10 protein-coding genes are annotated in these 12018 nt (G+C 53.6%); 5 read left to right on the top strand and 5 right to left on the bottom strand.

Annotated features, from left to right (window positions below; genetic code table 11):
• Positions 1–6: 6 nt before the first annotated feature.
• Positions 7–828 (bottom strand): energy transducer TonB, encoded by an 822-nt coding sequence (locus WKR14_RS17490; protein WP_144134776.1) that lies wholly within the window; start codon positions 826–828, stop codon positions 7–9.
• 451 nt (positions 829–1279) lie between these two features.
• Here WKR14_RS17490 and WKR14_RS17485 point away from each other — a divergent pair, with 451 nt between their 5' ends.
• The 4 genes from WKR14_RS17485 to WKR14_RS17470 all read left to right on the top strand — a co-directional run bounded on the left by WKR14_RS17485 (position 1280) and on the right by WKR14_RS17470 (position 6277).
• A complete protein-coding gene (locus WKR14_RS17485) occupies positions 1280–3331 on the top strand; it encodes a TonB-dependent hemoglobin/transferrin/lactoferrin family receptor (RefSeq protein WP_101052895.1) in 2052 nt (683 codons plus the stop codon).
• An 11-nt stretch (positions 3332–3342) separates the two neighbouring features.
• Complete coding sequence (hutX, locus tag WKR14_RS17480) at positions 3343–3891, top strand: heme utilization cystosolic carrier protein HutX (RefSeq protein WP_373296776.1); 549 nt, start codon at positions 3343–3345, stop codon at positions 3889–3891.
• On the top strand, positions 3888–4421 hold the full coding sequence (gene hutZ, locus WKR14_RS17475) for a heme utilization protein HutZ (RefSeq protein ID WP_339087053.1): 534 nt from the start codon (positions 3888–3890) through the stop codon (positions 4419–4421). Before hutX ends, hutZ begins: the two co-directional genes overlap by 4 nt.
• A gap of 62 nt (positions 4422–4483) precedes the next feature.
• Positions 4484–6277 (top strand): ABC transporter transmembrane domain-containing protein, encoded by a 1794-nt coding sequence (locus tag WKR14_RS17470; protein WP_373296777.1) that lies wholly within the window; start codon positions 4484–4486, stop codon positions 6275–6277.
• Between the two features lie 11 nt (positions 6278–6288).
• Here WKR14_RS17470 and WKR14_RS17465 read toward each other — a convergent pair whose 3' ends face one another.
• From WKR14_RS17465 to WKR14_RS17455, 3 genes are read right to left on the bottom strand one after another with little or no spacing between them, the layout of a single operon-like run.
• Positions 6289–7038, bottom strand: a complete 750-nt coding sequence (locus WKR14_RS17465; RefSeq protein WP_339087052.1) for a PepSY-associated TM helix domain-containing protein — start codon at positions 7036–7038, stop codon at positions 6289–6291.
• Positions 7028–7579: an FMN-binding protein gene (locus WKR14_RS17460; RefSeq protein WP_339087051.1), complete on the bottom strand. Its 552-nt coding sequence runs from the start codon at positions 7577–7579 to the stop codon at positions 7028–7030. The genes WKR14_RS17465 and WKR14_RS17460 overlap by 11 nt, the downstream gene beginning before the upstream one ends.
• A gap of 42 nt (positions 7580–7621) precedes the next feature.
• A complete protein-coding gene (locus tag WKR14_RS17455; RefSeq protein WP_101052735.1) occupies positions 7622–8842 on the bottom strand; it encodes a porin in 1221 nt (406 codons plus the stop codon).
• A 400-nt stretch (positions 8843–9242) separates the two neighbouring features.
• Between WKR14_RS17455 and WKR14_RS17450 the strand changes: the two genes are divergently transcribed.
• Positions 9243–9974 carry a DUF3581 domain-containing protein gene (locus WKR14_RS17450; protein ID WP_339087050.1) on the top strand — a complete coding sequence of 244 codons (732 nt, stop codon included), beginning with the start codon at positions 9243–9245 and terminating at the stop codon, positions 9972–9974.
• Between the two features lie 2 nt (positions 9975–9976).
• Here WKR14_RS17450 and WKR14_RS17445 read toward each other — a convergent pair whose 3' ends face one another.
• Complete coding sequence (locus tag WKR14_RS17445) at positions 9977–11920, bottom strand: GGDEF domain-containing protein (protein ID WP_339087049.1); 1944 nt, start codon at positions 11918–11920, stop codon at positions 9977–9979.
• Positions 11921–12018 lie beyond the last annotated feature (98 nt).

Here is a 12018-nt window from a genome sequence, read left to right as displayed (position 1 = left end):
CAACTGTTAGTTTAGGGCGAAGCGAACCGGCACCCTGACTTTGAAACGGGTGGCTGAGGCTTGGGAAGGAATGCTGAACTGCCAGTGGTGTACGGCGGTCAATGCCGCTTCATCCAGAATGGCATAACCTGAGCTGCTGACGAGCAGGGCATTTTGGGTTTTGCCTTGATGATCAAAGATGATGTCTACCAGAGCCGTGCCCTCAAAGCCCCGCTTGCGGGCGAGTCTGGGGTAGTTCGGTGGCGTCGGCGGGCTGGCAAAAACAGGCTCAGCCAGCTCTATTGTGTGATTCAGCCCTGAGGTGGTGGCTGTTAGAACCGGCGACGAAGGAATGCCCGGCTTTTCCTCATGGGGCACAGGCTCTTCTTGCTGAGTTGTTGAGGCGTGTTTCGGTTCAGATTTATCTTCTCTCTCTCGCGGTTTTTCCTGAGTCGGTTGTGGCTTACTCATCTTTGAGGCTTGTTTCTGACTCGCTTTGGCAGGTTTGGCATTTAGCTGCTCAGACTTTGGTTGCTCAGACTTTGGCGACTCAGGGTTTGCCACATTCTGTTTCAACGGTTTTTTATATTGAGGTTCGCTATGTTCAGCTTCTTTATGCTTAGCGGATGGGGCCTTTGCCGCGGGGTGGCTTTCGGCGGTAGCAGCCTGGTTTTGAGTCTGGGCAGAGGCAGTTTGGGGCGCTGCAGCAGGGGCTGCGCTGAAACTCAGCTGCAAACCGCCCTTGGTGGGCATTACCAAAGGATCTGGGGTGGCTGTCTGAGAGGCCAATACCGCACTCTGAAGTGACAATGCCATGAGCGCAAAACCACAATAACGCTTGGGGGTCACGCCGTTACTCCTGTTTACAACCGCTTGTTGCTGCGGGTGAATGTTCAAATTCAACTAAGCAAGGACCCGTAAGGCTCAATGCTGTTCTGTTTTGGGTCGGCTCTGTCCCTGAGCCGCCACCATTCCATGGTTCCTACTTTTACTGCCTAACCAGTTTTTACCGCTTGGCTAGCTTTTACCGTTTGAATAGCACCGCATTTCGTACCGACAAATGGCTTGGCTTCCCGAGTAACTTTCCCTTTCTTCAGATTAAAATATATTAGAGTAAATAATATTGCAAATGATAATAATTACTATTTGATCATCTTCTAAAGTTAAGCTAGAGTGCCGGCGTAAGTGGTGTTATCCCGGGCTTGCTGTTTGCCCCTGGGCTCAATTTATTTTCAGTAATGCCACTCCCATGAGAAAGGCTGGAGATACAGCCTGATAATCTGTTTGAGGAGCAAAGATGATGAATAGAAAGCCGCTGGTTATGGCTATTACTCTGGCATTGGGGACTCCCCTCCTGAGTTTGGCCGCTGTTGCCGAGCAGGTAAAAACAGCTGAATTTGATGAAGTGCTGGTAAGTGCTACCCGCATTCAGGAGAAAGTCTCTGAGTCCAGCCGCAGTGCAGTGGTTGTCGGCGAAGAGCAGTTGGCCGAGAAGCAGGGCGACTCGGTGGCCGAAGTGCTCAAAACGGAAGCCAACATCAATATCGCCAATGGCCCCAGGGCGTCTGCCCAACAGGTGGAAATTCGTGGCCTCAGTGGCCAGAGAGTATTGCAGACCATAGATGGTGCCAGGCAAAACACCAGCGCTGGCCATAGAGGCACCTTCTTTATGGATCCTGAGCTGCTCAGTTCTATCGAGGTGGTACGCGGCCCGGCTTCCAGCCTTTGGGGCAGTGGCGCCATAGGTGGCGTGGTATCACAAAATACCAAGTCGGCAAGAGAGATGCTCGACGAAGGCCAGAGCTTTGGTGGTTATCTCAAGCAAGGTTATGAAGCCAATGGCCAGCGCAGCAAGAGCAGTGGTGCCATTTATGGTGCCAAGGGCAGTATCGACTGGTTGCTGAACGGCAGCTACAGCGACGGCGACAATATCAAGGCCGGTAATGACAATACCCTGGAAAACAGCGCCAGCCGCAGCCGCAGTGGTTTGGCCAAGTTCGGTTGGCAGTTGGACGAGGCACAAAGGCTGCAGCTTTCCGGCAGGATCAATGAGATCTCCGAGGCCGTGCCCAGCAATCCGGCCACAGGTGTCAGCAATAGTGTGCCTCTGGTGCGCCGTGACAGCAAAGATTCCAACCTGACCCTGGACTACAGCCTGGCACCAAGGGGCAATGCCTTGCTGGATCTGGATGCCAAGTTCTACTGGAACAAGACAGATTATGATGAGAATCGCCTGACCAAGGGCCAGTTCGACACCACAGAATATGAAACCCTGGGGTTCAGTATCGCCAATCGCAGTCAATGGCAGGGGCTCAAATTAACCTATGGTCTGGATGGCTACCGCGACCAGATAGAAACCTTCCGTGATGACAGCGGCCAGAGCGGTCAGCGTCCCGGCAACATAGATGGTGAGTCTCGGGTGTGGGGCGCTTTCGTGGCCGCCAATATCGCCCTGGGGGAAAACTGGTCATTGGATCCGGCGCTGCGTTACGACAGCTTTGAAAACGAAAGCAATAACCTGGGTCATTCCAGTGATGACGATGCTTTGTCTCCCTCGTTGGCACTGGTGTGGAAGACAGCGCCATGGCTGACACTCAGTGCCCGTTACGATGAAGCCTTCCGCGCGCCATCAGTGGAGGAGATGTACTCCAGCGGCACTCACTATTGTATTCCATCCATCCCCAATTTCTTGCCCAACGGCCTGTGTAATACCTTCGAGGTCAATGAAAGCCTCAAGGCTGAAAAGGCCAAGAACAAGGAACTGAAGGCCGATATGCGCTTTGCTGAGCTGGCGGGCAACGATGAGTTGGCGCTGAGCTTGAGTGTATTCAGAAACGATGTCGATGACTTTATTGAGCAGCGGGTGACCAATCCATTGCATGGTATTCCCAGGCTTGAGCAGAATACCCGTTGGGATAACGTCGACAAGGCCAGGCTGACCGGTTTCGAACTGACGGGGAAGTATCGTATCAATCAGACCCGCTTATCACTCAGCTATGGTCAGACTGAAGGCAAGGACAGGCATGACGGAGGTTATCTGGCCAATATTCCGGCCAACAAGCTGGTGCTCGACTTATCGCAAGGGATCATGGCGGGCGATATGAAGCTGGGGACCCGGGTCAGCTATAACGCCAGTCAAGACAGGGTGCCTGAAAACAACCCGGTTAACCGCTACCAGGACTACACCCTATGGGATGTGTATCTGGCTTGGGAGCCTGCCATGGGGGCCTTCGAAGGACTGCGAGTCGACTTTGCCATTGAAAACATTGGCGATGAAGAATACATCCAAGCCTGGCAAACCCTGATGGATCAAGGGCGCAACTTCAAGCTCTCGGCCCGTTACCGTTTCTGATGGAGCAACAGATGCAGATAAGCGATACAACAAGGGCGGCCGCTGGCCGCCTGCAGATAGCCGCCGCCATGCTGGAACACCCTGAATGGTTGCCGGCCGATGCCGCCGCCAATCTTGGGATTTCTGAGCTTGAGGTGGTGCAGGCATTACCGGCCGAGCAGCAGCAATTCTTGCCGCTGGAATGGTTGGAAGCCCTGTTGCAGGCACTGCCTGAGTGGGGCAAGTTGACCACCATAGTCACAGTTGCCGGGCAGATATTTGAATTTAAAGGCGACTTCCCCAAGGGAAAGACGGCTCATGGCTACTTTAACCTCTACAGCAAGGGAGATGGCCTGCATGGCCATCTGAAATTGGAGAATTTCAGTGCCATCGCTTTGATAAGTCGTCCATTTCGGGGCACTGAAAGCCATTCGATTAACTTCTTTGGCCCTGATGGCGCCATCGTTTTTAAGGTCTATCTGGGCCGGGATCAACAACGCAAGCTGCTGCCGCCACAGTTGGCACTGTTTGCCGACTGGCGTCACCGTGGTGAAGTGACAGCAAAAAAGGGGGAAATATGACCAGTGAGAACCAACGCCTGCAGGAAAAACTGCTGCCGGAAATTGAAGAGTTTAAACAGGGGCGCACTACCTTGCAGTTGGCGACCCAGGATGCCAGCGGGGTCCCCAATGCCAGCTATGCGCCGTTCGCGCTGGCCGATGATGGCTTCTATATTCTGGTAAGCGATCTGGCGCGTCACGGTATTAATCTCAAACAGTCACCGCGGGTATCTGTGATGCTGGTGGAAGACGAAGCCGAGGCGCGCAGCGTGTTTGCCCGCCGTCGCTTGACCTTTGATGCCGCTGCCGAACTGATAGCAAGAGACAGCCCAAGCTTTGCCAAAGGGGTACAGGTGCTGTCCGGGCGCTTCGGTGAGATGATAGATAACCTGGCGGCATTGACCGATTTCAACCTGTTTAAGCTGGTGCCCGAGCGCGGTCTCTATGTCAAAGGTTTTGGCCAGGCGTTCAGTCTCAGCGGTGCCGAGTTGTTGGATGTCAACTGGATGCGTGATGGTCACCATGGAACGCCCAAGGCTGTGTCTGCCTGAACTGGACTCATCGGCGCTTTGGCGCCACAATCCTGATTAATAGTCACTGTCTGGATTTTCTATTGTCTGCTCCTCAAATCGCTTCGGCTCGGATCCTGCCCTGGATCCTGAGCTTTCTTAAGCCTTATCGTTTGCGGGTTGCCCTGGCGCTGCTGTTTTTGCTGCTGGGATCATTGGCCTGGCTGGCTCTGGGGCAAGGGGTTCGCTTGATAGTGGATGAGGGCTTTATGGCCGACAACTCGGGCCGCCTCAACGAAATTGTGTTGTTTATTCTGGGGATCACCCTGGTCAGTGCCGTGGCCGTGTTCTGCCGCTTTTATCTGATGACCTGGCTCGGTGAGAAAGTCAGCAACGATATTCGCCGCTTGGTGTATCACAGGTTACTGGAACAAAGCCCGGTGTTTTTCGCCCGCTTGCGCACCGGGGAAATCATCTCCCGTTTCACCGCCGACAGTACTCTGTTGCAGACAGTTATCGGTTCTAGCCTGTCGATGGCACTGCGATCTTCAGTGACCACTATAGGTGGCTTGGTGATGATGGCTTTTACCAGCATCAAGCTCACGGCCTTGGTGCTGCTGGCCGTGCCGCTGGTGTTGGTGCCTGTAGGTTTGCTTGGGCGGCGGGTGCGCAAGCTTGCGCGCACCAGTCAGGACAGTGTCGCCGATCTCGGTGCCTATGTGGATGAAACCTTGCATGAGATCCACACGGTACAATCCTATGGTCACGAGGCTCGCGATCGCGACAATTTTGACGGCTACCTGGCGGCGGTGATGCGTGCTGCCAGTGGCCGCATCCGTTATCGCTCGGCGTTGATCTCCTCTGTCATGTTGCTGACTATCGGTGCCATAGTGGCTGTGACCTGGGTGGGGGCCAGAGACGTAATGGCCGGTGCGGTCAGCGCCGGTGAGCTGTCGGCATTCATGTTTTACGCCATGATGGTGGCTGGCGCCGTGGCCACCATAAGCGAAGTGATAGGGGATATTCAGCGGGCTGCCGGTGCCAGTGAACGCTTGATGGAGCTGGCCGAGTCCAAGGCAAATATTGCCGAGCCGGCCAAGCCGCTGGCGCTGCCCAGTCCGCTTAAGGGAGAACTCAGAATAGAGCAGCTGAGTTTTGCCTATGATGAGGGTGCAGCAGTGCTTGAGGATCTCAATATCCATATTCAACCCGGTGAACGGGTGGCTCTGGTTGGGCCCAGCGGCGCCGGCAAGAGTACGTTGTTTCAGTTGCTGCAGCGTTTCTATCAGCCGAGTTGCGGCCGCATTCTGCTCGATGGCGTCGATATCGCTTCTGTATCATTGGCGAGCCTGAGGGCACAGTTTGCCCTGGTGCCCCAGGAGTCGGTGATCTTTGCCACCAGTGTGCTGGAAAATGTGCGTTATGGCCGCCCGGAGGCCAGCCTGGAAGAAGTGGTTGCCGCCTGCAAAGGCGCCAGAGCTCATGAATTTATCAGTGAGTTTGCCCAGGGGTATGATACCTATTTGGGTGAGCGTGGCGTGTGCCTTTCCGGTGGTCAAAAGCAGCGAATTGCCATTGCCCGCGCGATCTTGGCCCGCAGGCCTTTACTGCTGCTCGATGAAGCCACCAGTGCCCTGGATGCGGTCAGTGAAGTCAAGGTCAAGCAGGCTTTGGATGAGTTGATGGCGGGACGAACCACTCTCATCATAGCCCACAGGTTGGCGACAGTGCTCAATGCCGACCGTATTCTGGTGCTGGAGCGGGGGCGATTATTGGCCAGTGGCAGCCACAGCGAGTTGATGCAAACCAGCCCGCTGTACCGTGAGTTTGCCAGTCTGCAGTTGCTCGCGCCCGATACTCTGGCCGGGAGCTCACACGAGCCCGGGCAGGCATCATAGCTGGCTTGATTTCAGCGCTTCTGTTTTAAATAAATGATCAGGCCGCTCACAGACAGTAATAATAAGGCGATCGCCGCCAGATCCATCAGATAACTGCCGGCAGCGCCGAAGATCCGGCCGCTGTGCAGATCCTGAAGAACCCTGTGCCAGGACAGGCGGCTGGCGCGAATATCTCCGAGCAATTGCTGCGTTTGTATCTTTGCCCCTTCGAGTGGTTTTATCCAGGGGAGGGTCACCAGGCTGGTGGCCGCTTGCCAGTCCAGCAGTTCGCTGTCGCTGCGATATTGGCCCCGGGGTGTTTTTAGCCAGACATTGCCGGGCTCGACCGCCAAGGCGTTTATCTGCGGCGGCAAACCTGTCAGCTCGGTTTGGGTTTCCAGCACAGCAAGATCCTGGCTCAAAATCGTCAAACTGTTTTGGGTCAGCAGCAGCCACTTGTCTTCAAAGGGAGCCATGGCCAGTATTTCATCTGTTTGCTCGGCTAGCGGTGTGCCGCCTATCCAGGCCTGCCCCTGACTGCTGCCCGCCAGCGGCTGGGCTTGCCAGATTTTGAAATCTTCCGGGGCGCCAATGCCGTAATAGTCTTGCAGCCATTGCCAGTGCACGCCTTGGGATAGGTTCAGCTCACGGCTGTGATTCAAGGCCAGGCCGGTCAGTGTCAGCAGCAACACAAGCACACTGCTGCTGATGCCAATACGTTTGTGCCAGGGGCGCAGGGTGCGCAGGAGACGGACTCGAAAGTCCGGATGTTTACGTGTCATCTGGGCTCACTGTGTTTTGCAGGCTGAGTTGCCGATCAAGATATAGGGCGATACGGGCCAGTTTGGTCAGGGCCCTGACGGAAAGTGTTGCCCCGGTAATGCCATCTATATGTTTGTCCAGCTGTTTATCTTTTGTGAGTGTCGCCGATTTAAATTGATCGGTAAAGAAGTCGTGCCTGACCTCATCGCCGCGGCTCTCGCGGTAGATAAGCACCTTGGTGCGATAAATCTGCCCATGGCGCACATGAATGCCCACAGTGATTGGCGCTTCTTTGCCAATTTCCTCCAGAATCCAGACAGTGTCGTCTCCCTGCTGCCAATAGCGGGTACGCAGCGGCCGAAAATCGTGGGCCAGTATCTCTTCTATGACCTGGCGTTGCTCGGCGCTGAACCAAAAAACTTTGGCTTTTGCTTGACCTTTACTTTGGTTTCCCAAGGCCTGGGTGACAAAGTCTGCCGGGCTTTGGTAAACGCTTTGCGCCGCCTGGGTTTGAGTGAGTGGCAGCAAAAACAGTGAGAGTAGTGCAATAAGGGTCTTCATAAGTGCCTCAATGAGGGCGCCCCAGAGGGCACCCAAAGATCATCAGAACTGATAACCTACACCCAGATTGAAACCATCTGAGTCAGATTTGCCGCCACGTTTTTCGTAGTCGGCCTTGAACACCACATTCTCGTGCAACCAGTAGTTGATACCTACATTGGTTTGAGTTTCTTTGGTATCTTGATTGTCACCGGCATTATTGTCCCATTCGTTGTAGCGGGCGAAGATACCGAACTGCTCGTTAAAGCGGTAGGATGGCTCTATATACCAGCCATTTTGCTTGTCGCGGCCCAGGGCTTCGGCTTCAAATCCATCTATGTCCCACTCGGCGTAGAGGGCTCTGATGCTGAAGTTTTCTATGTTGTAGATGGCGTGCGCCGACCACATCAGGGCTGAGGCAGTGTCTACATTGGCTTCGCCTTGAGTCAGATCAGATTGGTACTGAACCGTGGCAGCCAGCTCCAGACCGGGAACGGCTGTGTATTTCACCCGGCCGGTATAGGCCAGATCGTCAGCCTTGGCCTCGGAAACCTTTTGGCGACCGCTTCTTGGCTTATAGGCATTTTTACCTGTAGTAGGGACATTCAGGCCCGAGGTCACGGCCGCATCGAAGGCCAGGCCGGGAGCTGCCTGGATATTCATTGCCAAACCCGCTTCCCACCAGGTAGCCGGGAGTATGTCTTTCTCAACCGGGTTACGCTCGACACCATAAAATGCCGGTGGCTCGTGGGTTTCATTGATGATGCCAACCGGCATCAGGAACAGACCCGCCTTGGCAGTCAGGGCTTCATTGAAGTCGTGCTCTATGTAGGCCTGCTCCAGCTCGACTTCGCCATTTTGACCATCGCCTGAGATGGAGTGCTCCACTTCCAGCTCGGAGAAGAAACGGGTGTCTTCGGTAAACTCATGGCCGAAGAAGAGCACGAAACGGTGGAAGTCGAACTCTTTCTTATCCTCGCCCAGCTTGTTGTCTATGTTGTTGTAGTGCAGCTCACCATAGCCGCCGATAGTGGTGGCGGTTTTTTGCGGGGTGGCATCTACCACCTCGGCGGTCTGTTCAACCCGCTCAGCGGTTTGTTCGACACGCTCGGCAGTTTGTTGCTGACGCTTTTCGGTTTCTGCCAGACGACGCTCCAGATCCTTGAGGACCTTTTGTTGCTGTTCGATGATTTTGCGCAGCTCCTGAGTCTCGTCCGAGGCGAATGCCTGTGGGCCGCACAGGGCAGTCAGTAGCGCACTGGCAATGAGAGTTTTCTTGATCATCTTGGTTCCCGTTGTGATGTTACTGTTGTTGAAATCGGGCGAATTCTAGCAATTGATTTAATAAATGCAAACGATTTGCATTTATTGTTGTGATCAAAATTAACAAATGTCAGCATCTGTAAACCGAGTTGTTATTGTTGAGGTTTTGCCTGAAAAACTGGCTTTACAAAGTAAGCTTTTGATCTTTTGAGCAAAGTAGTAAGGCTGTATTTGAGTTATCCAGCAGAGCTTGGAACTATTTTCGGATAAAGTCGCTGAAGTGCGATTGCTTGATTTTTGAGCGGCTAACCTTGGCCGGAAGCCAAAGCCAACAGATCGGGTGAGTTATTTGTCAAAAGGCGGTTAAACTGGTAGGCCTTTTTATTCCGGTTAGCCTTGGCTTTGTGAGTGTTTGAACAAGATGTTTCTAGTTGATTATTTTAAAAGAGAAAATAACCAAATAACCATAGGCCGTAAGCAGGCCAGTGATTTTGCCAAGGGAGTAGCAGGGGATTTCAATCCTATCCATGATGAAGATGCCAAACGATTTTGCGTTCCCGGCGATCTGCTGTTTGCCCTGGTGTTGAACGATTATGGCCTCAGCCGCCGGATGCTGTTCAAGTTTGAAGGCATGGTCGGGGACGGCGTATGTCTGCATTTTCCCGGCAATCAGGGGGCCGAGCTGGCGATAGAAGATGAGCGCGGCAAACGCTACCTGAATGTCCATCGCGAAGGTGAAACGCGCCACTGCGAGCGGCAACTGGAGTCATTTGTCCGCAGTTATGTGGCTTTTTCCGGCCTCAACTTTACCCATGTTTTGGTGCCTTTGATGCGCGAGCATCAGGTCACCATCAATCCGGCGCGGCCCTTGGTTATCTATGAAAGCATGGGTTTTGAACTGGACACCCTGGAGTTTGAGCAGGTTAAACTGGAGCTGATTAACAGCAATCTCAAAGTCGATGGCAAACGCGGTGATGTGACGCTGGATTTCGCGCTTATCAGTGATGATAAGCAGGTAGGAACCGGACGTAAGACCTTGGTACTCAGTGGCTTACGTCCTTTCGACGAGGCGGCAGTGGAGGCCATGGTCAGTGAGTATCAGGCGCGCCGCGATGGCAGCTGGAATGGCGGCGGCTCGCAGACAAACGCCTGAATTCAAACTGCGTTGGCTTCTGAGTCCTGTGCCAGCTCACTTTCGACTCGATTACGCCCAAGCTGCTTGGCTTGATAAAGAAGTTTATCCGCAGTATCAGTCAGTTGACTGAAGCTTTGGCAACCGTCGGCGTCCAAAGCCACCCCCTGGCTGACGGTGAGCCTCAGTGGCTCGCCATTTTCCAGGGTGAATATGTGCTCGGCCACGCTTTGCCTCAGGGTTTCGGCAACAGTCACAGCGTCATTCAAGCCGGTATTGGGCAGCAATAACATAAACTCTTCACCGCCAACCCGAGCCAGTAGATCATCCTTCCGCAGCAAGGCTTTCATCACCTTGGCCAGTTCGATCAGCACTCGGTCGCCGTTATTGTGGCCATGAGTGTCATTAACCTTTTTGAAGCTATCTATGTCGAGTGTGATTAACGCCAGTGGGCCATGGTTGCGCTGGACTTTGGCCGGCAACAACAGTGATTTCAGCCGAGCAAGCAGTGTGCGCCACTTAGGTTGCGACTCCTGGTTTTGCTCCTCTAAGGCCTGATGGTACAGCAACCAACCAGCCAGATAACGGCGGTTATAGAGGCCGGTGAGACTGTCTGTCTTGGCCAGCAGGCCCCACTTCAAGCGTGAGCGATTGAGCCAGAGAATAATGATAGTGGCCAGCAACAGCAGCAACAGGATGATGCTGCTGATGATATTGAGCTGATTCAAGGTAGTGCGGTTGGTTTCCAGCTCCAGCTTTTGCAGCACATTGTTCCAGTTGAGATCCTGATTTTCAAATTCGAGGCGCTCTAAGTTAAATAGTAACTGTTGGCGATCCAGATTGCTGACCAACTCCTTGGAGCTGTATGCGGCGAAACGCTGTTGGTATTGCTCCAATACTTCGTAAGCGCGCTTGAAATTACCTAATCCGGCAAAACCTTCGGCACTGACCTTTAACAGCTCTATCTGAGAGCGCAACAAGGCTTTTTCCTTCGCTAGGCTGATAAGCAGAGGGTCTACATAGACGGCCATTTCGGCGTACTTATGCTTGTTGAGTAACTCTTGGGCCTTGAGCAGTTGAAAGCGACTGGTATAGAGGGTTGAAGTCTCGCGATATTGCAGCTTGTCGGCCAGTTGCAGGTGCTTTGCCATGGACGACACATCCCCGGAATCCCGATATTTCAGCGCCAGTTCCACATTGATACGAAAGCGATACAGGCCGTATCCCAATACTCTGGCCAGTTCCAGCGCTGCTTGGTATCTATCTATGGCTATTTCAGTCTGTCCCTGCTGCTCGGCCAACTGAGCCAATTCTAATTGCACCAGCATCTGGTTGTAGGACATCCTTCTGTCCTTGAAGAATTTGAATGCGTTGTTAAGCAGTTTTTCCGAGCGCTCAAAGCCGTTAAGGCGCACCAGGAGGTGGCCCATGCCAAAGGAGATCCGCTCCAGCAACTCCTTGTCCCGGCTTTGTTCGGCGGCGTCCAACGACAGCATCAGGCTGGCATAGGATGCATCCAGCTTGCCTTGTTGTTCAAGCGCCTTGCTCTTCAGCAGCAGGGCTTCGGCCTGCACCGCCTTATCGGCGGAATTTTGCTGACTATCTATAATCTTTTGCAACTCGCTGATGGCCTGGGTGACCTTGCCGGTTTGCAACATCACCTGTACCAGTCTTAGCTCCAGCAGGGTATGTTCGCTGGTTCCCGGAACTGCCAGTTTCAGGCCCTCTTGGGCTGCTTGCTCGGCAGCGGGGATCTCATGCAGCAGTAGAGATACTGTCGCCTTGGTCAGGTAAAAACGGGTCAGCAGGGGCTTGGGCAGGTCTTTGAGTTGTCCGCTTTCCATTTCGTACAGTTGAGCCTGCGACCTTTGCGGCAGTGAATAGAGCTGGCTTTCGGCTCCTTTAAGTAAGCGGGAGAATTGCTCTGCATTGGCCGCTGACAGAGCAGGGCTGGCCAGTATCATCATTATTGCTATCCATGGAAGGCAGAAGCGTTTCTTCATACTCTTAGTGCTCTTTGAACCGAAAATGTCTGATAAAAGTGATATTGGGGAGGGATTATCGC

This window comes from Shewanella chilikensis, assembly GCF_037953065.1.
Classification (GTDB): Bacteria; Pseudomonadota; Gammaproteobacteria; order Enterobacterales; family Shewanellaceae; genus Shewanella; species Shewanella chilikensis.
The sequence above is the reverse complement of the archived record's forward strand: the minus strand, read 5'-3'. Positions and strand labels throughout refer to the sequence as shown.

Bases quoted from the DNA above. Each gene is read 5' to 3' on its own strand.
- WKR14_RS17485 (WP_101052895.1), top strand. From the start codon at position 1,280: ATGAATAGAAAGCCGCTGGTTATGGCTATTACTCTGGCATTGGGGACT.
- hutX (WP_373296776.1), top strand. From the start codon at position 3,343: ATGCAGATAAGCGATACAACAAGGGCGGCCGCTGGCCGCCTGCAGATA.
- hutZ (WP_339087053.1), top strand. From the start codon at position 3,888: ATGACCAGTGAGAACCAACGCCTGCAGGAAAAACTGCTGCCGGAAATT.
- WKR14_RS17465 (WP_339087052.1), bottom strand. From the start codon at position 7,038: ATGACACGTAAACATCCGGACTTTCGAGTCCGTCTCCTGCGCACCCTG.
- WKR14_RS17460 (WP_339087051.1), bottom strand. From the start codon at position 7,579: ATGAAGACCCTTATTGCACTACTCTCACTGTTTTTGCTGCCACTCACT.
- WKR14_RS17455 (WP_101052735.1), bottom strand. From the start codon at position 8,842: ATGATCAAGAAAACTCTCATTGCCAGTGCGCTACTGACTGCCCTGTGC.
- WKR14_RS17450 (WP_339087050.1), top strand. From the start codon at position 9,243: ATGTTTCTAGTTGATTATTTTAAAAGAGAAAATAACCAAATAACCATA.
- WKR14_RS17445 (WP_339087049.1), bottom strand. From the start codon at position 11,920: ATGATGATACTGGCCAGCCCTGCTCTGTCAGCGGCCAATGCAGAGCAA.